This is a genomic window from Nocardioides luti (genome assembly GCF_014212315.1).
Lineage (GTDB): Bacteria > Actinomycetota > Actinomycetes > Propionibacteriales > Nocardioidaceae > Nocardioides > Nocardioides luti.
On record NZ_JACKXE010000001.1, the window covers coordinates 1,667,578 to 1,690,810 of the forward strand.

Below are 23,233 nucleotides of genomic sequence, written 5' to 3' on the forward strand. Positions count from 1 at the left end.
TCACCAGTGTTCCATCGACCCGCGGAACACCGAGGCCAGGTCCTCCTCGCGGACAGTCCGGGGGGCCGTCGCGAGCAGCCGCTGCTGCTGCATCGCGCCACCCACCAGGTCGTCGACGTCGGCGTCGAGGTAGCCGACCTCGGCCAGGCCGTTCGGGATGCCGATGTCGCGCATCAGCGCGCTGAGCACGCCCGGCAGCACGTCGGGGCCGTCGCCGGTCGCCGACGGGTCGAGCAGCCGGGCAGCGCGCAGGTGCCGCTCGGGCGCGGCCTCGAACGTGAAGCGGAAGGCCTCCGGCGCGGTCAGCGACACCGCCATGCCGTGCGGCACGATCGGCTCGTCCTGGGGGTAGCCCTCCGGGCGGAAGTCCCGCACCCGGCCCGCGATCGGGTAGGCGTTGGCGTGCGGGATGTGCACCCCGGCGTTGCCGAAGCCGAGCCCGGCGAACGTCGCGGCCATCGCCATCTGCTCGCGCGCGACGGCGTCCGAGCCGTCGCGCACGGCCTCGCGGAAGGCGCCGGCCAGCAGGGACATCGCCTTCTCGGACCACATGTCGGCGATCGGGTTGGCCCCGCAGTAGGGCACCCGCTGCTCGGGCTGCTTGGCGTCCATGTCGGCGTACCACCGCGCGGTGTAGCTCTCCAGCGCGTGGCACAGGATGTCCATCCCCGACGCCGCGGTGACGAGCGTCGGCTGGCTCATCGTCAGCAGCGGGTCGACGACCGCGAGCGTCGGCCGCAGCCGGGCGTGGCTGATGCCGGTCTTCACCTTGAGCGAGAGGACGTCGAGCACGCAGATCGTGGTGCTCTCGGCACCTGTGCCCGTGGTGGTCGGGATCGCGACGAGCGGGAGCAGCGGCTTGCTCGGGTCGGCACCCTTGCCGACGGGCGCGTTGACGTAGTCCATCAGCTCGCCGGGGTTGGTCGTGAGCAGGTTGACGGCCTTGGCGGTGTCGATCGCGGAGCCGCCGCCGACCGCGACGATCGCGTCGAAGGGGCCGGCGTCGCGGGCGAAGTCGATGGCCTCGCGCAGCGAGTCGTCGGTGGGCTCCACGCGGGCCCGGTCGTACGTCGTCACGTGCAGGCCCCGGGCGGTCACCTGCTCCGCGATCCGCGCGGGGTGGCCGGTCGCGGCGACGCCCGGGTCGGTCACGAGGAGCACCCGGCGGGCGCCGTACCCGAGCAGGTCGTGGCCGATCTCGCCGCTCGCCCCCGGTCCGAACTTGAGCGCGGGTGCGGCGTAGGTGAAGACGGTCTCGCTCATGCTGCTCCTCAGGTGGACCCCGGTCGAACGGGTCCCGTGCCCGCTCCCGGCCAACATAACGGTCCCGGCGAAAGCGCCGCCCGGGCCCGGCGCCGGCCCGTACGATCGGCTGCGGGAGTGTTCTGAGGGGGGCCTCGATGCGGTGGGTGCGCTGGATCCTGCTGGTGGTCGCGCTGGTGCTGGTCGCCGGCTCGGCGATCGCCGTGCAGCTGCGCGACCCCCTGGTCGCGCGCAGCCGGCCGCACACCCCCGCCCCGCAGCCCGTCGTCGACGAGAACCGCATCCTCGACGCCCGCAGCGGCCGGGAGTTCGTGCCGCGCGGGGTCAACTGGAGCAGCTTCGAGTACGCCTGCGCCCAGGGCTGGGGGCTGTCCGCGCTGGACACGGTGACGGCCCGCGACCCCGCCGCCAGCCAGGCCGCGGCGATCGCCGCCTGGGGTGCCAACACCGTCCGGCTCCCCCTCAACCAGGACTGCTGGCTCGGCACCCGCGGCGCCCCGGTCAGCGACGAGTTCGAGGAGCGCACGGTCGCGGTCTACCGCGCGGCCGTGCGCGACTTCGTCTCCGCGCTCAACGACGCCGGCCTGGTCGTGGTCCTCGACCTGCACAGCCGCAAGCGGATCGGTGAGCCGGAGTTCGGCAACCTCGCGATGCCGGACTCGGAGTCGCTGGCGTTCTGGCGCTCGGTCGCGGCGGCCTACCGCGACGACCCGTCGGTCATGTTCGACGCGTTCAACGAGCCCTACTCGCGCTACGACAACCGCGACAAGGAGCTGCTGCTCGACCTGACCTGGAAGTGCTGGCGCGACGGCGGCTGCACCGCACCGGTCGAGGACGACAAGATGCTGACGGCCGGCCGGGTGACCTACCAGGTGCAGGGCATGGACTCCGTCGTCTCGGCGATCCGCGACACCGGCGCCGAGCAGCCGATCCTGCTCGGCGGGCTCGACTACGCCAACGACCTGAACCACTGGCTCGAGTTCGCGCCGGACGACGACCAGCTCATCGCGTCGTTCCACAGCTACGACTTCAAGCCGTGCAGCGACCGCGCCTGCTGGGACGACGTGCTCGCCCCGCTCGCGGACTCGGTGCCCGTCCTCACCGGCGAGCTGGGCTCGGAGCACCCGAAGGGCGACTACGTGCCGTCGTACCTCCGCTGGGCCGACGCGCACCACGTCGGCGTCCTCTTCTGGGTGTGGGCCGCCCACCCCCACGACCCGATGTCGCTGATCACCGAGGAGTCGGGCACCCCCACGGCGTACGGCGACGTCGCGCGGGCGTGGCTGCGGGGCCACTGACTGGTCCAGTCACCACGCTCAAGGTTTCCGCAAGTGCGGGGGGACTCCCGCTCCCGCGCCCCTACGCTGGCGGAGACATAACTCGGGTGCAGGAGTCACGAGCACCGAGCACTGGGGGGTGCACATGTCCGGATCAGCGACGCCGTCGCGCCCGGCAACCAAGTCGGTCGGAGCCGCAGGAGTGGGTCTGGTCGCGACCTTGGCGATCTTCGTCGTCGTCTTCGTGCTGTTCCTGGTCGCGCCCCTGGTCGCCCTGCTGCTCGCCTTCGTCGTCTACGCCGTCATGCGCTCGCGCGACAGCCGTCCGGCCGGCACCCCCGCCGACGGCCAGGCGCCCCCCGACCCGGCACCGCACGGCTTCGGAGCGGGGGCCCGGTGACCACCGTCGCCCACCGCCTCAAGGCGCGGCTGACCGACGGCGTCGACCCGGCGCTGCAGCGGCTGATCCCCGAGGGCATCTGCCGCACGTTCCGGGTGGTGCCGTACGCCGAGGTCGACGGCACCGTGCTGGTTGCCGCGGCCGACGCCGACGACACCATCACCGAGCACGTCGTCGCCGAGCGCATCGACCGGCCGGTGCTGCTGGTGCGGCACACCGTCAACGAGATCACCGCGGCGATCGACGACGTCTACCCGCCGCAGGAGACCGAGGTCGAGACGCCCGAGGCGCGTCGCGCCCGGATGCAGATGGCGCAGATGCTGACCCGCAGCGGCCTGGTCACCGACGAGCAGCTGCAGCGGGCGATGCTGGAGTACGCCCGCACCGGCGACCCGCTCGGCGACATCCTCGTCGCGCACGAGGCGATCCCCGAGGACGTGCTCGTCGCCGCCCTGTCCGAGATCCACCAGCTCCAGCGCGTGGGGCTCGCGGAGTTCGAGCCGGACCTCGAGGTCGCCCGCCGGCTGCCCGAGCAGCTCGCGCGGACGCTGCAGGTCTGCCCGGTCGCGGCCACCGAGGACCTGGTCCTGCTGGCCGTGCCGCGCCCGCTCGACGCCGAGGCCTCGCAGGCCGTCGAGGAGGCCCTCGGCTCGCCGTTCCGCCAGCTGCTGGCGAACCGGACCGAGCTCGACCAGTTGCTCCAGCGCGTGCACAGCGCGCAGTACGCCGAGATCTCCACGCACGCGCTGATGGAGCTGCGCCCCGACGAGTCGGCCCACGTCGTCATCTCCGGCGGCCAGAAGGCGACCCTCGTCTGCGCGCTGCTCGTGACCGCCCTGTGCGGCGTGCTCTGGCCGATGACCACGCTGATCGTGCTGGTCGGGATCTGCAGCCTGCTCTACCTGGTGGTGTCGGTCTACAAGTTCCGCCTGACCCTGCGGGCACTCGGCACGCACCTCGAGACCGACGTGACCGACGACGAGATCGCCGCCCTCGACGAGCGGCACCTGCCGATCTACACGATCCTCGTGCCGCTCTACAAGGAGGCGGGGATCCTGCCGCGCCTGGTGCGCGACCTCAACGCGCTGGACTACCCCCGCACCCGCCTCGACGTGAAGCTGCTGTGCGAGGAGGACGACGACGAGACCATCGACATGATCCGGGCGATGCAGCTGCCGCCGCACTTCCACCTCGTCGTGGTGCCGGACAGCCAGCCCAAGACCAAGCCCAAGGCCTGCAACTACGGACTGCAACTCTCGGTCGGCCACTACTCCGTCATCTTCGACGCCGAGGACCGCCCGGACCCCGACCAGCTGAAGAAGGCCGTGATCGCCTTCGACCGGGTCGCCCCGAACGTCGTCTGCGTGCAGGCCAAGCTGAACCACTTCAACCAGGAGCAGAACATGCTCACGGCCTGGTTCGCGAACGAGTACTCGATGCACTTCGAGCTGGTGCTGCCGGCCATGGGCGCCTCGGGCTCCCCCATCCCGCTGGGCGGCACCTCGAACCACTTCATCACCTCGAAGCTCCGTGAGCTCGGTGCCTGGGACCCCTTCAACGTCACCGAGGACGCCGACCTCGGCATCCGCCTGCACCGCGAGGGCTACCGCACCGCGATGATCGACTCGACCACGCTGGAGGAGGCCAACTCCAACGTCCCGAACTGGATCCGCCAGCGCAGCCGCTGGATCAAGGGCTACCTCCAGACCTGGCTGGTGCACATGCGCAACCCGATCGGGCTGCTGTCGCAGACGGGCGTGCGCGGCTTCGTGAGCTTCAACCTGACGATGGGCAGCGCGTTCCTGCTGCTGATCAACCCCATCTTCTGGGCCCTCACGACGCTCTACATCTTCACGCGGGCCGGCTTCATCGAGCAGCTGTTCCCGGGGATCATCTTCTACGCCGCCAGCGCGATGCTCTTCGTCGGCAACTTCGTCTTCGTCTACCTCAACGTCGCCGGGAGCCTGCAGCGCGGTGAGTTCGGCCTGACCCGCACCGCGCTGCTCTCGCCGTTGTACTGGGGGCTGATGAGCTGGGCCGCCTGGAAGGGCTTCATCCAGCTCTTCACGAACCCGTTCTACTGGGAGAAGACCACGCACGGGCTGGACGAGTCGCCATGAGCACCCCCGTCATCATCCACACCCGCGACCGCCTCGCGGGCGTCGTCCAGTCCGTCGGCCGCCGGCCGGCGGACATCGAGCGCCGCTGGTGGGAGAGCCTCGCCGTCTTCGCCGTCTTCACCGGCGGCTACTTCTGGTTCGGCTACTGGCTCGTCGTCGACATGCACGTGGTCGGCTTCGAGACGCTGGACCGCCTCAACCGCGCGCTGATGGTGTGGCACAACGACCCGCCCAAGCTCTCCGCGATCGGCTTCGACTACCCGCCGCTGGCCACCCTGCTCGTCGCCCCGCTGGCGCTCTCCCGCGGCCTGGCCCGCTCGCTGGCGCTGGTGCCGCTCGCGTCCGCCGTCTTCGCGGGCCTCACCATGGTCGCGTTCAACACCATGCTCCGGCGGGCGCAGGTCGTCTTCCCGCTGCGCGTCGTGGTCCTGCTCGCGCTCGGCGCCAACCCCCTCGTCGTGCTGTACGCCGCCAGCGGGGCGCGCCACTTCATCTGGATCTCCCTGGTGGTGACCGCGCTGGGGGCGCTGTTCGCGTGGTACGTCACCGCCGACATCCGCTTCGTCATGATCGCCGGGCTGGCGTTCTCGATCGCCGCCCTGGCGGGCTACAGCAGCCTCGTGTGGTTCCTGCTGGCCGCCCTCATGATCGGCGGCATCCTGGCCCGGCTCGGCAGCGACGGCACCGAGGTCGAGGGCACGGTCGTCGGGTTCGCGGCGCCCACGGTCTACGTCATCGCGCTCTGGACGGCGTTCAACCTGCTCCTGCTGCACCACCCCTTCGCCTGGATCACGAGCAGCAGCGACGCCGCGTCGTCGGGCGGCCTCGACAGCATCTCCGTGGTCGAGCTGCTGCGGGCCACGGGCGAGCTGGTCTTCTGGGGAGCGCCGCTCGCGATCGTCGTGCTGCCGGTGCTCGTCTTCACCGGGCTGGCGCGCGGCAACGCGTTCGCCCTCTGGCTGGGCGTGCTGCTGGCCGGGGCGATCCTGATGCCGGCCGGCGCGGTCGCGCTGAAGCTCACCGACTCCCCCATGCTGATGCGCAACGCGCTGCCGATCCTGCTCATCGCGGTGATCGGGGCGATCTGGCTGGCCCGCTCCGCCGAGGGCGGCAACACCCTGGTGACCGGTCTGCTGGTCGTCGGGCTGCTCGTCAGCATCCCGTGGACCTTCCAGGCGATGAAGACCTACCGCTACCAGAACCTCGAGTCGTCGTTCGCGGCCGCCGTCTCCTCCCGCGAGTCGCAGGAGGGCGCCGAGACGCTCAACGGCGAGACGATCGGCTTCATCTCCGAGCAGGCGATGGCGGACTACATCGTCAACAACGTCACCCGCACCAACTCGATCCTCACCGACAACGCGCAGACGTACGGCGTCATGCTGCTCACCGGGCGCCCGGACCTGTTCTTCGACCGGGTCGACCAGAGCGACGGGCCCTGGAAGAAGGCCGCGACCGACCCGGCCCGCTACGTCGACTACATGCTGCTGTCGACCAACACCTCCGCCGACCTGCTCAGCCGGCTCTACCCCGGCGCCGCCACCGGCTCCGACGGCCTGCTGCCCGTCGTCTACCGCACCGAGCGCTACGTGCTCGTGCAGATCCCGCCCGGCTACACCTTCGGGGCGACCAGCCTCGAGGCCGACCAGACCGAGTTCTCCTCATGACCACCGATCAGCCGTCCCTCATCGCCCCGCCGCCGTCCGTCGGTGACGTGCTGACCTCGCTGACGTCCGACGCGCCGCGGATCGGCCGGGTCGACTTCTCCACCCGCCTCGCCGCCGAGACCCGCGCCCGCGCGGACCGGCGCGCGGCCGAGACCCGTGAGGGCGGCCGGGCCGCCGAGCCCGGCACCCACGACCTGCTCGTCGCCGACCGACCCGAGCCGGAGGTCCCCGACGAGCAGCCCACGCCCGCGCCCGAGGCGGCCGCGCCCGCACCCGAGCCGGAGGCCACCGCCGCCGAGGCGGAGCCGGAGGCCGAGCCCCAGCCCGAGGCCGAGGTCGAGCCCGAGGCCGAAGCCGAGGCGGAGGCCGAGGACGCCACCCCCGCGGTGACCGAGACCCCCGCGGCCCCGGAGACCCCGCAGGCACCGATCGAGGCGCCGGTCGAGGTGCCGGTCACCCTCGTGGCGGTGGAGCCGCCCCCGGCCCTGGTCGCCGAGGCCGCCCCGGCGGCGCCGACCCCCGCCCGGCTCGAGGTCAACCGCGAGGCCGCCCGCGACGTGGCCGAGGTCGCCGAGGTCGCGGTCGACCGGATGCGGATCGCCGAGTCCGCCGCGCTCCAGCACCTCGCCGCCCTGGAGGCCGAGGCCACCCGGCGCTGCGACCTGGTCACCGCCCAGGCCGAGCTGGACGCCGAGCTGATCCGCCTGCACGCCCGCCGCGAGGCGCACGCGATCATCACGGCGGCCCGGATGCGCGCCGGCGAGCGCGCCCTGGACGAGGACGCCCGCGTGCTCTCGCGCGTCGGCGACGCGCTGGCCCAGGTCGCGGGCGCCACCGAGCGCGTGCTGGGCTCCTCCCCCGCGCCCGAACGGCCCGAGCCCCGATGAGCGCCGTACGCCGCTCCCGCGGCACCGCCGCCGTCGCCGTGCTCGCCGCCACGGCGCTGCTGCTCGCCGGCTGCGGGTCCGACGACAGCGGGTCGGGCGACGGGAGCAAGGCCGACGCGGTCGCGCTGACCGTCAACCCCACCGCCGGCTCCTCGGAGCTGCCGGTGCCCGAGCGGCGCTTCTTCAACGACTCCTCACCGTGGAACGCGCGCGTCGACGGCGACCGCGTCGACCGGCGCTCCGCCCGGATGATCAGCGAGGCGCGCGAGCGCGTCGGCGTGATCGAGCGCCCCGACAGCCGTGCACCGATCATCGAGCGGCGCCAGATCGACGCCGGCCTCTACATCAACACCGAGGCGTGGACCACGCCGGTGGTGGCCGGCGGCCAGCCGACCTCGCTGATCTGCCGCCAGCTCGTGTGCGGCGACGGCCAGGACAACATGATCCTGAACATCCCCGACGACGTGGACCCCGATCCGCGGTACGACGGCTGGTTCACGGTCTTCGACACGAGCTCGTCGGTGGCCTACGACCTGTGGCGCGCCCGCCGCGAGGACGACGGCGCGATCAGCTACCACTACATGCGCAAGTGGGACCTCAACGGCCCCGGCTACAGCGAGCCGCAGGTCGTGTCGGCCCGGGGCTCGGGGCTGCCGCTCTTCGCCGGCCTGATCCGCCCCGGCGAGCTCGAGTCGGGCGAGATCCAGCACGCCCTGGCGATCAGCGTCCCCGGACCGGCGCAGAACTACTTCGTCGCGCCGGCCTCGACCACGGACGGCAACGGCCGGAGCACCTCGCTGCCCGAGGGCGCCCGGATCCGGCTCAAGGTCGACATCGTGATGCCCAAGCCGGTCGACCCGCGCACCGGCAAGGTGATCAAGCTGACCGCCCAGCAGCAGCGGCTGGCCGACGCGATCGTCGCCTGCCTGCGCACGTACGGCGCCATCGTGGTCGGCCGCGCGGCGGTGCCCACGCTCTACGCCCAGCGCGACGTCACCAGCGGGCTGCTGCGCGGCAACGAGCTGCAGGGCCTGCGCCTCGACGACTTCGAGGTCGTCCAGATGGGCCGGCTGCACCGCTACCCGCCGGACAGCGAGGCGACCGCCGCCGACGCCGCGCTCGCGACGCCCGCCCCGAGCAGCACGTCGACCGACGACCCGGCCACCGACCCGACCGACGGGGCGACCGGAGGCACGTCATGAGGCGGCCCCGGGCCGCGGCGGGCGTGCTCCTCGCGGTGCTGCTCGTCCTCACCGGCTGCAGCACCCAGGGCCAGGACGCGACCGACGTCGTGAGCGACCAGCAGGCGCGCGCCTACCAGCGCGAGGTCTCCGAGAAGGAGCGGCTCGCGAAGGCGGAGGCGGACCTGCCCTCGCGACCCTCGGGCGTCGTCGACGTCGACGGGTCGACCCGGGGCTCGCTCACCACGGACGAGGCCAACCGCTACGAGGCGACCGGCACGAGCACCGCGGTCAACGTCGCGAACAACGGCGAGGACCAGGCCTTCCAGGAGCTCTGCGCGGGCCGCGTCGACCTCGTCGACTCCGCCCGGCCGATCAGCCGCGCTGAGTGGGACGCCTGCCGCAGCGTCGGCCTCGACGTCGTCCAGTTCCAGATCGCCGCCGAGGCGATCGTGGTCGCGATCAAGTCCGAGACCGACGTCGGCGGCGACTGCCTGACGATGGACCAGGTCCGCGACATCTACCGCGCCGGCTCACCGGTGGTGAACTGGGGCCAGGTCGGCCTCGACGACGTCCCGCTCCGCGTGGGTGGGCCCAACCAGGACAACAACGCCTTCGGCTTCTTCGGCCGCTACGTCCTCGACGCACCCCAGCCGTCGCTGACCAACCTGCGCTCGGACTACTCGTCGTTCGAGAACGACGAGGGCGCCCGGCGCTTCGTCGTCGGCAGCAAGCACGACGCCCGCGTCGCGAGCCGCTTCGTCGACATGGCCCGCCGGCGCAGCCAGGCCCAGCAGGCCCTGACCGGCGCCCGCGACGAGCTGGCCTCGGCCAACGAGGAGCTCGCCGCCGCCCGGGCCGAGCGCGCCAAGGGCATCCGCGACAAGCGCAGCAGGGCCGACCAGGCCAAGGACATCGCCCGGGTCGACGCCGCCGTCGAGCGTCGCCGCGCCGCCCGCGCCCGGGTCGACCGCCTCCACGACCGCTACCGCGTCTGGGTGGACCGGGTGAAGCGGACCGAGGACGCCCGCAAGCTCGTCGCGACCTACCGGGGCCACGTGGCCTACTTCCGCTTCAGCTACTACGAGCTGTTCGAGGACCAGCTGCGCCCCTTCGAGATCACCCGCCCGGACGGTCAGCGCAACTGCATCTTCCCGAGCCAGAGCACGATCACCAGCGGGGAGTACCCCCTCTCCCGGCAGCTGCTCATCACCACGACGACGCGCTCGCTCGGTCGCCGCGAGGTCAGCGACTTCCTCAAGCACTACCTCGCCCGCGCGCAGGACGCAGCCGTCGCCGCCCGCCTGGTGCCGCTCCCGGACCAGACCGTGCTCGTGCAGCGGGCCTGGCTCACCGGCGACTCCTCGCCGCTGCTGGTCACGCCCGACGACCAGGCCGACAGCCCCGGCTCGCCGACCGCGAGCGAGAAGCCGGCGCGATGACCGGGCGGACGGTCGCCCGGCTGGTGGCCCTGGTCGTGGCGCTCACGACCCTGGCCGCCGCGACCCTCGCTGCCCCGGCCCAGGGCACCACCGAGCCGCGCACCCCCGGGCTCCGCAAGGCCACCGGTCCCGCACCCACGGTCACCGCCCCCCGGGCCGACACCACCCGGGTGCGGACCGTGCGCGTGAAGTGGCACGGCGACGACCGGCGGCCCCGCTACGTCAAGGCCACCGACGTCCCCGGCATCGGCACCCTCCAGCTCGTCTGCCGCCCGGACACCACGCTCGTGCGCCTCTACGCCCACGAGCGCGGCGCCGAGACCCAGATGTGGATGTCGAAGTTCGAGGTGAAGAACCAGCGCAACGTGGTCGCCGTGAAGACCGCCCGCATCTACCGCTACGCCACCGCCGCCGACGACGGCACCGGCGGCACGGGGCGGGCCGCCCACGAGGGCCTCAACCAGCGAACCCCGGTCGAGAACTACTCCTCCGGCTACGCCCGCGGCCTGATCAGCCAGCGTCCCGGGCGCAACCGACCGGCCGGCGACGCCGTGCTCACGCCCGCCACGTCCTTCACGCTGGAGTGGTACTGGAACGGCTTCGACCACCCGCCGGCGTACCGCTTCTGCCAGATGAAGATGGTTCTGACGACCGTGCTCGACGAGCCGCTCGGCATCGACTGGCACGGCGACACGGACGCCGACGGGCGGACGGTGCGGACGGCCGCCGTCGCCGGGCTGGGCGACCTGACGCTCACCTGCGAGACCGGCCGGGACGGGACCCGGACGGTGGGCCTGGTGCCGACCTCCGACGACCCGGACGCCTCGGTCTGGGTCGAGTACGTCACCGGGGAGGGCGCGGTCGAGGACCACGTCGAGGCGTGGGAGCTGGACCGCGACCCGATCACCGGGGAGATCGGTCCGCTGGAGCTGCCGCGCAACGGCATGATGCGGGTCTTCTACACGGTCGACGACACGACCCGGGCGTTCCTGCTGTCGTCGTACCTGCTCACGAACAACACGAAGAAGCCCGAGCTCAACGTGTGCGAGGTCGCTGCCGGGCGGATCTGACCGCCAGCGCGTGCGTGACCAGGTCCAGCACCGGGCGCCCGGCCGAGCCGACCTCGGCCAGCGGGACCCAGGCCACGGCGTCCGTGGTCCCGTCGGTCTCGGCCACGACCGGCTCGGCACCGTCCGGCACCGTCGCCTCGAAGATCAGGTGCACGCCGTGGAAGTCCTCGTCGCGCCCCGACGGGGCGGTCCCGCCGAAGTGCAGGTCGTGCACGTCCAGCAGGTCGCCCACCTCGCAGGCGATCCCGCACTCCTCCGCGACCTCGCGCTCGAGCGCGACCCGCGGCGGCTCGCCGTGGTCGATCCCGCCGCCGGGCAGCGTCCAGCTGCCGGAGTGGAAGCCGCGCGGCGAGATCCGGGTGAGCAGGAGGTGCTCGTCGCGCACCACCAGCGCGTACGCCGCCAGCCGCTGGTGCCGCGCCGGGCGGTGGTCCCGCAGCGACTCCAGCACGAGCGGCGCCACGGGGACGGTCCCGTCCAGGACGCTCGCCACCGGGACCCAGGCCGCCTCGGCGGTCGACCCGTCGACCTCGACGACGCGCGGCTCCGGCGCGTCCACGGGCACCCACCCGTCGTACACGATCCGCAGGGCGTGGGCGTCGACCCGCCGTCCGTCGCGCCAGGCGCCGGGCAGGTGGGCGCTGTAGACCCGCGCCTCCGGGCCGACCATGGCGTCGAGCCCGGTCTCCTCGTGGATCTCGCGCACCACGGCGTCGCGCGGGTCCTCGCCGTGGTCGAGGCCGCCGCCGGGCAGCGTCCAGAGCTCGTCCCGGGTGACCCGCTCCGAGAGCCGGCTCAGCAGGATCCGGTCGTCGCGCAGGATCACGGCGTACGCGCCGACGCGCTGCCGCTGCGGAAGAGTGCCCATCGCAGCCACCCTACGGCTCGAGCGGCCCCCACGCGGGGGGTACGGCGGAGCGCGGCACGCTGTCGTAGGGCAGGGCGGTCGCGCGGTCCGGGGCGTGCCCGCCGAGGTGGGCGGGGTACCACGGCGCGTGCTCGCCGGTCGCGGGCCGGTGCACGGGCAGGCGCTGGACCTCCTCGAGCATGTCGGTGAGCGTGGCGCCCAGCCGCACCGTGGCGTCGGTGAGGTCCTGCACCGGCGGGAGCGCGGGGCCGAAGCGGACGTCGACCGTGCGACCGCGCGCGAAGCTCGGCCGGGGCTTGCGGCCGTCGACGGGGATGCCCACCGAGGCGATCCGCTGGCCGCCCCAGACCACCACCGGGATGACCGGCACGCCGGTCTCGCGGGAGAGCGCCGCGAGGCCGCGCATCATCGAGCGGACCGTGTAGGAGTAGGAGATCCCGGCCTCGGGGAAGCCGCAGACGGCCTCGCCCTCGGCGAGCAGCGCGCGGGCGCGGAGGTACGCCGCCGCCGGGGCCTCGCGGTCCACGGGGATGTGCCGCATCCCGTCCATGGCGCGCTGCAGGACGGGCACGTGCCAGATGTCGTGGCGGCACATGAAGCGGATCCGCCGCTCGCGGCTCAGGCCGGCCTTCCCGATGAACAGGAAGTCCGGGTAGGAGTTGTGCACGCTCGCCAGCAGGGCCGGCCCGCTGGTGGGGAGGTGCTCCTCGCCGCGCCAGCGCGTCGTGAGGTCCAGCCCCCACATGGCCGTGCGACCGGCCCGGATCGTGGCGTCGTACCAGTCCATCAGGCGAAGGGCGGCCGGGCGTCGCGCGCCAGGGACCGGCGACCGGCCCAGCGCCACACGCGCGCCGAGCGGTCGCGGTCCTCGTCGGTGACCAGGTTGCCCATCCACCGCAGCGCCAGCGTCATCAGCCAGTCCGAGCGCATGCCCGCGGGGCCGAACGTCGGGAGCACCTTGGGCACCGTGACGAGGCCGGCGAGGCGGCGGGCGATCGAGAACGACTCGCCGTAGTGCTCACGGAGCTGCGCGGGCCAGGCACCTGACAGGTCGTCGTGGGCGGCCATCACGTCGACCACCATCCGGCCCGACTCGAGGCCGTAGTCGATGCCCTCGCCGTTGAGCGGGTTGACGCACGCGGCGGCGTCGCCGATCAGCGCCCAGTTGGGGCCGGCGACGTGGGAGACCGCGCCGCCCATCGGCAGCAGCGCCGAGGTGGGCGCGCGCAGCTCGCCGTGCAGGTCGAACTCGTCGCGGCGCTGGTCGGCGTAGAACGACATCAGCGGCTTGATGGCGATGTTCGCGGGCCGCTTGGCGGTCGCGAGGGTGCCGACGCCGACGTTCACCTCGCCGGTGCCGAGCGGGAAGATCCAGCCGTAGCCGCTGAGGATCTCGTCGTCCTCACCGCGCAGTTCCAGGTGCGAGCTGATCCACGGGTCGTCAGACATCCCCGAGGTGACGTACGACCGGCCGGCGACGCCGTAGACGGTGTCGCGGTGCCACTCGCGGCCCAGCAGCTTGCCCAGCGGGGAGCGGACGCCGTCGGCGACGACGAGCCGTTTGCACGCGATCTCGTAGTGCGCCTTGCCGGCCACCGCGGCCCGCTCGAAGACGACGGCCGCGACCCGGCCGCCCTCCATCCGCACGTCCACCGCACGGATCCCGTCGACGGCGGTCGCGCCGGACTTGATGGCGGTCGTGCGCAGGTGGTCGTCCAGCTCCGTGCGGGCGACCGCCGAGCCCCACGCCGGCAGCGAGCCGCCCGGCCAGGGCAGCAGCAGCGTCTGGCCGAAGCCGTGCGCGCGCAGCCCCTGGTTGACCGTGTGGGCGCGCAGCCAGTCCTCGAGGCCGAGCTTCTGCAGCTCCCCGATGGCGCGCGGCGTCAGGCCGTCCCCGCACGTCTTGTCGCGCGGGAAGACCGCCGCGTCCGCGAGCACGACGTCGAGGCCGGCGCGGGCCGCCCACGCGGCGGCGGCCGATCCGGCCGGACCGGCGCCGACGACGAGGACGTCGGTCTGGGCGGGAGGGGTGCTCACGCCCCGATTCTCTCAGGACGACCCAGCCGCCGCGCAGCGACCCGGCTGCCGGCTAGCGGTGGTGGAACGGCCGGTGCGCGATGAGGTGGACGTCGGCGTTCCGGCAGCCGGTCGTGCGGTGCTTCACGAACTGCGACGCGGTCGCGTTCGGCACGTACACCCGGAAGCCGTCCACCGCCGTGGGCCGGCACTTCCGCTTCGGGTAGACGCCGGCCACGGTCTCGTCGACCCGGCTCGCCGCCTTCTCGCCCGGCTCCAGGACGAACGTCGTGACCTTGCCGCCGTCCCGGTCCGCCGCGGCCCCCACCTGGGTGCCGTCACCACCCCCGACGTACGACAGCCCGCCGTACCCACCCGTCGAGCAGGCGTGGTCCGACACGTTCGTCAGCACGATCCGCCCGTAGCGGTGGCTCATCGCGGCGTCCGCCGCGCGGTAGCCCACCTCCAGGTCGGCGTTGCCGCACGCCGGCGTCACCGAGTCCCCTGCCGCCCCGGCCGACCCCGCCGGCACCACCAGCGCCCCCACCGCCAGCACCCCGACCCCGGCCGCTCCCAGGGCACGCATCACGTTCTTCATCGGATCCTCCTCACGAGGGGGCGTCCGTCGCCCCACCACTGGGACGGCTCCCACGAGCCCGGAGTTGCCGATCCGGGCCTGAGAAGTCCCTGAACGAACGCCGCGGTCGCGGCGGCTGCAGGGGTCCCGGTGGGCGGCTGTTCCTCGGTGGGCTGCGGGGGCCGCGCCCACCCGCCGCGGCGCTTGCTCCCAGGGACCGCCCGCAGAGACCGGTGCGCTGACTGATCTGTTGCAGGGCGGGCGGTGGGGTCGCTTTTACGCCGCCGCGGCGGGTGGGCGCCGCCCCCGCACCCCGCGTGGCGCGCGTCCGTGGTCGATCACGGATGTGAAGGGGAGGCCGATGAGTCCGCTGCGGTCACTCCGACCCCGCAGCAGGCTCACCCACCCCAGATCCCCACCCACCCGCACCGTCTGACGCGGGCGCGTGGCTGGCCGGGTGGGGGCGGGGAGCCCACCCACTGCGGGCGCGTCAGAGCGACCCACCGCCCGCCCTTCAACGGGCTCCTTGACCGCACCTGACACTGCGGGCGGTCCCGGGAGCAAGCGCCCGCGGTGGGTGGGCGCACCGCGCCCACCCCCGCGAGCACGGCCGACCAAGGGCTGCGAAACGACCCGACCCCGTCGGAACAGACCCGGCAACCGCCGGAAATGCCAGGACCCCACCACCCAGAAGGGGCAGTGGGGTCCTGGCAAACGGAGTGCGTCAGTTCTGGTACGACCCGAAGTCGAAGTCGTCCAGGGCGACGGCCTGCCCACCACCGGCGTTGCCGAACTCGTAGTCGTACGAGTCGTAGCCGGTGACGGAGTACGCCGCGGCGCGGGCCTCCTCGGTGGGCTCCACCCGGATGTTGCGGTACCGCTCGAGGCCGGTACCAGCCGGGATCAGCTTGCCGATGATCACGTTCTCCTTCAGGCCACGCAGCGAGTCGGAGCGGCCGTGGATGGCGGCGTCGGTGAGGACGCGGGTGGTCTCCTGGAAGGAGGCCGCCGACAGCCACGACTCGGTCGCGAGCGACGCCTTGGTGATGCCCATGAGGACCGGACGGCCCGAGGCGGGCTTGGAGCCCTCGGAGACCACGCGGCGGTTCTCCTCCTCGAACTTCACGCGGTCGACGAGGTCGGACGGCAGCAGGTTCGTGTCGCCGGACTCGATGACCGTGATCCGGCGCAGCATCTGCCGCACGATGATCTCGATGTGCTTGTCGTGGATCGACACGCCCTGGCTGCGGTACACCGCCTGGACCTCGTCCACGAGGTGCTCCTGCGCCTTGCGGACACCGAGGATGCGCAGGACGTCCTGCGGGTCGGGGGTACCGACCGTCAGCATCTGGCCGACCTCGATGTGCTCGCCGTCGGCGACCAGCAGGCGCGACCGCTTCGACACGGGGTACTCCTGGACCTCGGAACCGTCGTCCGGGGTGACCAGGATCTTCCGGGTCTTGTCGGTCTCCTCGACCTCCACGCGACCGGCGGCCTCGGAGATCGGCGAGCGACCCTTGGGCGAGCGGGCCTCGAAGAGCTCGACCACGCGGGGCAGACCCTGCGTGATGTCGTCGGCCGAGGCCACACCACCGGTGTGGAAGGTACGCATCGTCAGCTGCGTGCCGGGCTCACCGATGGACTGGGCGGCGATGATGCCGACCGCCTCACCGATGTCGACCAGCTTGCCGGTGGCCAGCGAGCGGCCGTAGCACTTGGCGCAGGTGCCGGTCTTGGCGTCGCAGGTCAGCACGGAGCGGACCTTGACCTCCTCGATGCCGGCGGCGACGAGCTCACCGATCTTGACGTCGCCGAGGTCCTCGCCGGCGCCGGCGAGGGTCTCGCCGGTCTCCGGGTGGGTGACCTCGGTCGCCGCGGACCGGGCGTACGCCGCGGTCTCGGCGTTGTCGTCCTTGACCACGGTGCCGTTCTCGAGGCGGCGGCCGATCCGCTTGGGCAGACCGCGCTCGGTGCCACAGTCGTCCTCGCGGATGATGACGTCCTGCGACACGTCCACCAGACGACGGGTCAGGTAGCCCGAGTCGGCGGTGCGCAGCGCGGTGTCGGCCAGACCCTTGCGGGCACCGTGCGTGGAGATGAAGTACTCCAGGACGGACAGACCCTCACGGAAGTTGGCCTTGATCGGCCGCGGGATGATGTCACCCTTCGGGTTCGCCACCAGGCCTCGCATGGCGGCGACCTGACGGATCTGCATCATGTTCCCGGACGCGCCCGAGTCGACCATCATGAAGATCGGGTTGGACTTGTCGAAGTTCGCCTCCATGGCCTTGGCCACGTCGTTCGACGCCTGGGTCCAGATCTCGATGAGCTCCTGGCGACGCTCCTCGTCGGTGACGAGACCGCGCTCGAACTGCTTCTGGACCTTCTCGGCCTGCGCCTCGTACGTCGCGAGGATCTCGGCCTTGTTGTCCGGGGTCGTCACGTCGTCGATCGAGACCGTGACACCCGAGCGGGTGGCCCAGTGGAAGCCGGTGTCCTTGAGCGCGTCCAGCGACGCCGCGACCTCGACCTTGGTGTAGCGCTCGGCCAGGTCGTTGACGATGGCGCCCAGGGCCTTCTTGCCCACCTCGTAGTTCACGAAGGGGTAGTCGGCCGGCAGGGTGTCGTTGAAGATCGCGCGACCCAGGGTGGTGTCGAGGGTCAGCGACTGACCCTCCTCCCAGTCCTCGCCCAGCTCGAGCTCGAGCGGGGGCACGATGCCCTCGAGGCGCAGCTTGATCTTGCTCTGGAGCGTGATCTCGCCACGGTCGAACGCCATGATCGCCTCGGCCTGCGAGGAGAACGCACGACCCTCGCCGCCCTGGTCGGAGCGGTCGGTCGTGAGGAAGAACAGGCCGATGATCATGTCCTGGGTCGGCATGGTCACGGGGCGACCGTCCGACGGCTTCAGGATGTTGTTCGTCGACAGCATCAGGATCCGCGCCTCGGCCTGGGCCTCGGCCGACAGCGGCAGGTGCACCGCCATCTGGTCACCGTCGAAGTCGGCGTTGAACGCCGAGCAGACGAGCGGGTGGATCTGGATGGCCTTGCCCTCGATCAGCTGGGGCTCGAAGGCCTGGATGCCGAGGCGGTGCAGCGTGGGCGCACGGTTGAGCAGCACCGGGTGCTCGGTGATGACCTCTTCGAGGACGTCCCACACGACCGGGCGCGCGCGCTCGACCATCCGCTTGGCGGACTTGATGTTCTGCGCGTGCGACAGGTCGACGAGGCGCTTCATCACGAACGGCTTGAAGAGCTCGAGCGCCATCTGCTTGGGCAGACCGCACTGGTGCAGCTTGAGCTGCGGACCCGACACGATGACCGAACGGCCCGAGTAGTCCACGCGCTTGCCGAGGAGGTTCTGGCGGAAGCGACCCTGCTTGCCCTTGAGCATGTCGGACAGCGACTTCAGCGGCCGGTTGCCCGGGCCGGTGACGGGACGACCACGGCGACCGTTGTCGAACAGCGAGTCGACGGCCTCCTGGAGCATCCGCTTCTCGTTGTTGACGATGATCTCGGGCGCGCCGAGGTCGAGCAGCCGCTTGAGGCGGTTGTTCCGGTTGATGACGCGGCGGTACAGGTCGTTGAGGTCGGAGGTCGCGAAGCGGCCACCGTCCAGCTGCACCATCGGACGCAGGTCCGGGGGGATGACCGGGACGGCGTCCAGGACCATGCCCTGGGGCTTGTTGCCGGTCTTGCGGAAGGCGTCGACGACCTTGAGGCGCTTGAGCGCGCGGACCTTGCGCTGGCCCTTGCCGTTGGCGATCGTGTCGCGCAGCGACTCGACCTCGGCCTCGACGTCGAAGTCCTCGAGGCGCTTCTGGATCGCGGTGGCGCCCATGTAGCCGGCGAAGTACTTGCCGAACCAGTTCTTCATCTCGCGGTAGAGCATCTCGTCGCCCATCAGGTCCTGGACCTTGAGGGACTTGAAGGTGTTCCACACCTCGTCGAGGCGGTCGATCTCGCGCTGGGCACGGTCGCGCAGCTGCTTCATCTCGCGCTCGGCACCGTCCCGCACCTTGCGGCGCGCGTCGGCCTTGGCGCCCTCGGCCTCGAGCGTGGCGAGGTCCTCCTCGAGCTTCTTGCTGCGGTCCTCGAGGGAGCCGTCGCGGCGCTTCTCGAGCCGCTCGCGCTCCAGGCCGACCTTGTTCTCGAGCGAGGACAGGTCGTTGTGACGCGCCTCCTCGTCGACGGAGGTGATCATGTACGCCGCGAAGTAGATGACCTTCTCGAGGTCCTTCGGGGCGAGGTCGAGCAGGTAGCCCAGGCGGCTCGGGACACCCTTGAAGTACCAGATGTGGGTCACGGGAGCGGCGAGCTCGATGTGGCCCATGCGCTCGCGGCGCACCTTGGAGCGGGTCACCTCGACGCCGCAGCGCTCGCAGATGATGCCCTTGAAGCGCACGCGCTTGTACTTGCCGCAGTAGCACTCCCAGTCCCGGGTGGGACCGAAGATCTTCTCGCAGAAGAGGCCGTCACGCTCGGGCTTGAGCGTGCGGTAGTTGATGGTCTCCGGCTTCTTGACCTCGCCGTGGCTCCACGTGCGGATGTCGTCCGCGGTGGCCAGGCCGATCTGAAGCTGGTCGAAGAAGTTCACGTCGAGCACGATGGCTGTTGTCCTTCGTTAGAACTGTTGGATCAAGGATGTGGACTGGGGGGGGTCTCGATACGCCCTCGCCTAGCGGCTCGGGCTACTCGACCAACGAGATCGTTGTACGAGCGGCCGCGTGGCCACCGCCCAACGAGATCGTCGGTCGAGTAGCCGAGCGCCAGCGAGGCGTATCGAGACCACGACTCAGACTTCTTCGACGGAGCTGGGCTCGCGACGGGACAGGTCGATGCCGAGCTCCTCGGCGGCGCGGAAGACGTCTTCCTCCGCGTCGCGCATCTCGATGGCCGTGCCGTCCTGCGACAGCACCTCCACGTTGAGGCAGAGCGACTGCATCTCCTTGATGAGCACCTTGAACGACTCGGGGATCCCGGAGTCCGGGATGTTCTCGCCCTTCACGATGGCCTCGTAGACCTTGACGCGACCAGGCACGTCGTCGGACTTGATCGTGAGCAGCTCCTGCAGGGCGTAGGCGGCGCCGTACGCCTCCATCGCCCAGACCTCCATCTCACCGAACCGCTGGCCGCCGAACTGGGCCTTACCGCCCAGGGGCTGCTGCGTGATCATCGAGTAGGGGCCGGTGCTGCGCGCGTGGATCTTGTCGTCCACGAGGTGGTGGAGCTTGAGGATGTACATGTAGCCGACCGAGACGGGCTCCGGGAACGGCTCGCCGGAGCGGCCGTCGAAGAGGTTCGCCTTGCCGGTCTCGTCGATCATCCGGACACCGTCGCGGTTCGGGATGGTCGCCCCGAGCAGGCCGGTGATCTCGTCCTCGCGCGCACCGTCGAACACGGGGGTCGCGACCTTGCTGTTCGCGTCCGCCTTGTCGGCGTGGATCTTGATCAGGCGCTGCTTCCACTCGGCGTCGTTCTTGTCGTCGCTGAGGTCGAGGTCCCAACCCTGCTTGGCGAGCCAACCGAGGTGGAGCTCGAGGATCTGGCCGATGTTCATCCGTCGCGGGACACCGAGGGGGTTCAGCACGACGTCGACCGGGGTGCCGTCCTCCATGAACGGCATGTCCTCGATCGGCAGGATCTTCGCGATGACGCCCTTGTTGCCGTGACGCCCGGCGAGCTTGTCGCCCACCGAGATCTTGCGCTTCTGCGCGACGTAGACGCGGACCAGCTGGTTGACGCCCGGGGGCAGCTCGTCGCCGTCCTCGCGGTCGAAGACGCGGACGCCGATGACCGTGCCGGACTCACCGTGCGGCACCTTCATCGAGGTGTCGCGCACCTCGCGCGCCTTCTCGCCGAAGATCGCGCGGAGCAGGCGCTCCTCCGGGGTCAGCTCGGTCTCGCCCTTGGGCGTCACCTTGCCGACGAGGATGTCACCGGTCGTGACCTCGGCGCCGATGCGGATGATCCCGCGCTCGTCGAGGTCGGCCAGCATCTCCTCGGAGACGTTCGGGATGTCCCGCGTGATCTCCTCCGGGCCCAGCTTGGTGTCGCGGGCGTCGACCTCGTGCTCCTCGATGTGGATCGAGGTGAGGACGTCCTCCTGCACCAGGCGCTGGCTGAGGATGATGGCGTCCTCGTAGTTGTGACCCTGCCAGGGCATGAAGGCGACGAGCAGGTTGGTGCCCAGCGCCATCTCGGCCTTGTCGGTGCAGGGACCGTCGGCGATCGGCGAGCCGACCTCGAGGCGGTCGCCCTCGCTGACCAGCGGGCGCTGGTTGATGCAGGTGCCCTGGTTCGAGCGGCGGAACTTCGCGAGCTTGTACGTGGAGTACGTGCCGTCGTCGTTCATCGTCTCGACGAGGTCGGCGGAGACCTCCTTGACGACACCCGCGTGGGTGGCGACGACCACGTCACCGGCGTCGACGGCGGCGCGGTACTCCATGCCGGTGCCGACGAACGGCGAGTCGCTCGTGATGAGCGGGACGGCCTGGCGCTGCATGTTGGCGCCCATGAGCGCGCGGTTGGCGTCGTCGTGCTCGAGGAACGGGATGAGCGCGGTCGCGACCGACACCATCTGGCGCGGCGAGACGTCCATGTAGTCGACCTCGTCGGCCAGGATCGCGTCGACCTCGCCCCGCTTCTGGCGGACCAGGACGCGCTCCTCGACGAAGCGCATCTTGTCGTCGAGCGGCGCGTTGGCCTGCGCGATGACGTAGCGGTCCTCGTCGTCGGCGGTCAGGTAGTCGATCTGGTCGGTGACCTTGCCGTTCTTGACCTTGCGGTACGGCGTCTCGACGAAGCCGAACGGGTTGATCCGTCCGTACGACGCGAGCGAGCCGATCAGGCCGATGTTCGGGCCTTCCGGGGTCTCGATCGGGCACATGCGGCCGTAGTGCGACGGGTGGACGTCACGGACCTCCATGCCGGCGCGGTCACGGGACAGACCACCCGGCCCGAGCGCCGAGAGGCGACGCTTGTGCGTCAGGCCGGCGATCGGGTTGGTCTGGTCCATGAACTGCGAGAGCTGCGAGGTGCCGAAGAACTCCTTCAGCGCCGCGACCACGGGGCGGATGTTGATCAGGGACTGCGGCGTGATGGCCTCGACGTCCTGGGTCGTCATCCGCTCGCGGACCACGCGCTCCATCCGGGCCAGTCCGGTGCGGAGCTGGTTCTGGATGAGCTCGCCCACGGTGCGCATGCGGCGGTTGCCGAAGTGGTCGATGTCGTCCGAGGCGATGTCGAGCGCACCCTGGGGCGACTCGAGCTGCTCGCGGCCGTCGTGCAGCGCGACGATGTACTTGATCGCGGCGACGATGTCGTCGACGGTCAGCGTCTGCTGGTCGAAGGCCTCGACGAGGCCGAGCTTCTTGTTGATCTTGTACCGACCGACCTTGGCCAGGTCGTACCGCTTCGAGTTGAAGTAGTAGTTGTTGAGCAGCGTCTGGGCGGCCTCCTCCGTGGGCGGCTCGCCGGGACGCAGCTTGCGGTAGATGTCCAGAAGGGCGTCCTTCTGGGTCTCCGTGTGGTCCTTCTCCAGCGTGAGCATCATCGACTCGTACTGGCCGAACTCCTCGCGGATCTGCTCGTTGGTCCAGCCGAGGGCCTTGAGCAGCACGGTGACGTTCTGCTTGCGCTTGCGGTCGAGACGGACGCCGACCAGGTCGCGCTTGTCGATCTCGAACTCGAGCCAGGCGCCGCGCGACGGGATGAGCTTCGCGGTGTAGATGTCCTTGTCGGACGTCTTGTCAGCGGAGCGCTCGAAGTAGACACCGGGCGAGCGCACGAGCTGGGACACCACGACACGCTCGGTGCCGTTGATGACGAAGGTGCCCTTGGGCGTCATGAGCGGGAAGTCGCCCATGAAGACCGTCTGGCCCTTGATCTCACCGGTGTCGTTGTTGGTGAACTCCGCCGACACGTAGAGCGGGGCGGAGTAGGTGAAGTCCTTCTCCTTGCACTCGTCCACGGTGTACTTGGGGTCGTAGAAGACGGGGTTCTCGAACGAGAGGGACATGGTCTCGGAGAAGTCCTCGATCGGCGAGATCTCCTCGAAGATCTCGGTCAGACCGGACTTGCGCGAGACGTCCTCACCCTGCGCGATGCGGCTCTCGACGGCGGTGTTCCAGGCGTCGTTGCCGACCAGCCAGTCGAAGCTGGTGGTCTGGAGGGAGAGGAGCTGAGGAACCTCGAGCGGTTCCTTGATCTTTGCGAAAGAGATGCGGCGGGAGTTACCAGCGGTGGTGCGCGCGGCCAAGAGGGTGTCCTTCGACGGTTTCGCTCTCTGGATGGCGCCGCCGACCACTAAATCAGCCACCGGGAAGGCGATTCGCATTTGAGGGCAGGCGCAACGCGCAAGACTACCTGAAGGCAGGGCGCGTCGCAACACCGGCGAGCGCCACTGGGCCAGACGTTGCCAAGATGATGAACGTCGCGCGGCCCGAGGTCAAGTGTCCGCGCCGTAC

General features: G+C 71.1%; 15 protein-coding genes. 8 read left to right on the forward strand and 7 right to left on the reverse strand.

Going from position 1 to position 23,233, the window contains the following annotated elements:
• Complete coding sequence (locus tag H5V45_RS08020; protein ID WP_185252444.1) at positions 1-1,263, reverse strand: hydroxyacid-oxoacid transhydrogenase; 1,263 nt, start codon at positions 1,261-1,263, stop codon at positions 1-3.
• Positions 1,264-1,400: 137 nt separating this feature from the next.
• Here H5V45_RS08020 and H5V45_RS08025 point away from each other — a divergent pair, with 137 nt between their 5' ends.
• From H5V45_RS08025 to H5V45_RS08060, 8 genes are all read left to right on the forward strand, one after another.
• A complete protein-coding gene (locus tag H5V45_RS08025; protein WP_185252445.1) occupies positions 1,401-2,561 on the forward strand; it encodes a cellulase family glycosylhydrolase in 1,161 nt (386 codons plus the stop codon).
• Positions 2,562-2,685: 124 nt separating this feature from the next.
• On the forward strand, positions 2,686-2,940 hold the full coding sequence (locus H5V45_RS08030; RefSeq protein WP_185252446.1) for a hypothetical protein: 255 nt from the start codon (positions 2,686-2,688) through the stop codon (positions 2,938-2,940).
• Positions 2,937-5,060, forward strand: a complete 2,124-nt coding sequence (locus tag H5V45_RS08035; RefSeq protein WP_185252447.1) for a glycosyltransferase — start codon at positions 2,937-2,939, stop codon at positions 5,058-5,060. The genes H5V45_RS08030 and H5V45_RS08035 overlap by 4 nt, the downstream gene beginning before the upstream one ends.
• The gene (locus H5V45_RS08040; RefSeq protein ID WP_185252448.1) at positions 5,057-6,724 is read left to right on the forward strand and encodes a hypothetical protein; all 1,668 of its coding nucleotides are present in this window, start codon (positions 5,057-5,059) and stop codon (positions 6,722-6,724) included. Before H5V45_RS08035 ends, H5V45_RS08040 begins: the two co-directional genes overlap by 4 nt.
• Entirely contained in the window at positions 6,721-7,611 is an 891-nt protein-coding gene (locus H5V45_RS08045) for a hypothetical protein (RefSeq protein WP_185252449.1), read from the forward strand. Before H5V45_RS08040 ends, H5V45_RS08045 begins: the two co-directional genes overlap by 4 nt.
• The gene (locus H5V45_RS08050; RefSeq protein ID WP_185252450.1) at positions 7,608-8,813 is read left to right on the forward strand and encodes a hypothetical protein; all 1,206 of its coding nucleotides are present in this window, start codon (positions 7,608-7,610) and stop codon (positions 8,811-8,813) included. Before H5V45_RS08045 ends, H5V45_RS08050 begins: the two co-directional genes overlap by 4 nt.
• Positions 8,810-10,234 (forward strand): substrate-binding domain-containing protein, encoded by a 1,425-nt coding sequence (locus H5V45_RS08055; RefSeq protein ID WP_185252451.1) that lies wholly within the window; start codon positions 8,810-8,812, stop codon positions 10,232-10,234. The genes H5V45_RS08050 and H5V45_RS08055 overlap by 4 nt, the downstream gene beginning before the upstream one ends.
• A complete protein-coding gene (locus H5V45_RS08060; protein ID WP_185252452.1) occupies positions 10,231-11,304 on the forward strand; it encodes a hypothetical protein in 1,074 nt (357 codons plus the stop codon). The genes H5V45_RS08055 and H5V45_RS08060 overlap by 4 nt, the downstream gene beginning before the upstream one ends.
• On the opposite strand, the gene H5V45_RS08065 is transcribed toward H5V45_RS08060, so the two are convergent.
• The 6 genes from H5V45_RS08065 to rpoB form a co-directional block, all read right to left on the reverse strand.
• A complete protein-coding gene (locus H5V45_RS08065; RefSeq protein ID WP_185252453.1) occupies positions 11,270-12,172 on the reverse strand; it encodes an NUDIX hydrolase in 903 nt (300 codons plus the stop codon). The genes H5V45_RS08060 and H5V45_RS08065 overlap by 35 nt on opposite strands.
• A gap of 10 nt (positions 12,173-12,182) precedes the next feature.
• The gene (locus tag H5V45_RS08070; protein WP_185252454.1) at positions 12,183-12,959 is read right to left on the reverse strand and encodes a lysophospholipid acyltransferase family protein; all 777 of its coding nucleotides are present in this window, start codon (positions 12,957-12,959) and stop codon (positions 12,183-12,185) included.
• Entirely contained in the window at positions 12,959-14,209 is a 1,251-nt protein-coding gene (locus H5V45_RS08075; protein WP_185252455.1) for a geranylgeranyl reductase family protein, read from the reverse strand. Before H5V45_RS08075 ends, H5V45_RS08070 begins: the two co-directional genes overlap by 1 nt.
• 52 nt (positions 14,210-14,261) lie before the next feature.
• Positions 14,262-14,786 (reverse strand): DUF4232 domain-containing protein, encoded by a 525-nt coding sequence (locus H5V45_RS08080; protein ID WP_185252456.1) that lies wholly within the window; start codon positions 14,784-14,786, stop codon positions 14,262-14,264.
• Between the two features lie 703 nt (positions 14,787-15,489).
• The gene (locus tag H5V45_RS08085) at positions 15,490-19,371 is read right to left on the reverse strand and encodes a DNA-directed RNA polymerase subunit beta' (protein WP_185252457.1); all 3,882 of its coding nucleotides are present in this window, start codon (positions 19,369-19,371) and stop codon (positions 15,490-15,492) included.
• A gap of 189 nt (positions 19,372-19,560) precedes the next feature.
• Positions 19,561-23,025, reverse strand: a complete 3,465-nt coding sequence (rpoB, locus tag H5V45_RS08090) for a DNA-directed RNA polymerase subunit beta (RefSeq protein WP_185252458.1) — start codon at positions 23,023-23,025, stop codon at positions 19,561-19,563.
• Positions 23,026-23,233 lie beyond the last annotated feature (208 nt).

What these genes read in the sequence shown, in the direction of transcription:
- H5V45_RS08020 (WP_185252444.1), bottom strand. Translation starts at nt 1,263, where the DNA reads ATGAGCGAGACCGTCTTCACCTACGCCGCACCCGCGCTCAAGTTCGGA.
- H5V45_RS08025 (WP_185252445.1), top strand. Translation starts at nt 1,401, where the DNA reads ATGCGGTGGGTGCGCTGGATCCTGCTGGTGGTCGCGCTGGTGCTGGTC.
- H5V45_RS08030 (WP_185252446.1), top strand. Translation starts at nt 2,686, where the DNA reads ATGTCCGGATCAGCGACGCCGTCGCGCCCGGCAACCAAGTCGGTCGGA.
- H5V45_RS08040 (WP_185252448.1), top strand. Translation starts at nt 5,057, where the DNA reads ATGAGCACCCCCGTCATCATCCACACCCGCGACCGCCTCGCGGGCGTC.
- H5V45_RS08045 (WP_185252449.1), top strand. Translation starts at nt 6,721, where the DNA reads ATGACCACCGATCAGCCGTCCCTCATCGCCCCGCCGCCGTCCGTCGGT.
- H5V45_RS08050 (WP_185252450.1), top strand. Translation starts at nt 7,608, where the DNA reads ATGAGCGCCGTACGCCGCTCCCGCGGCACCGCCGCCGTCGCCGTGCTC.
- H5V45_RS08055 (WP_185252451.1), top strand. Translation starts at nt 8,810, where the DNA reads ATGAGGCGGCCCCGGGCCGCGGCGGGCGTGCTCCTCGCGGTGCTGCTC.
- H5V45_RS08060 (WP_185252452.1), top strand. Translation starts at nt 10,231, where the DNA reads ATGACCGGGCGGACGGTCGCCCGGCTGGTGGCCCTGGTCGTGGCGCTC.
- H5V45_RS08065 (WP_185252453.1), bottom strand. Translation starts at nt 12,172, where the DNA reads ATGGGCACTCTTCCGCAGCGGCAGCGCGTCGGCGCGTACGCCGTGATC.
- H5V45_RS08070 (WP_185252454.1), bottom strand. Translation starts at nt 12,959, where the DNA reads ATGGACTGGTACGACGCCACGATCCGGGCCGGTCGCACGGCCATGTGG.
- H5V45_RS08080 (WP_185252456.1), bottom strand. Translation starts at nt 14,786, where the DNA reads ATGAAGAACGTGATGCGTGCCCTGGGAGCGGCCGGGGTCGGGGTGCTG.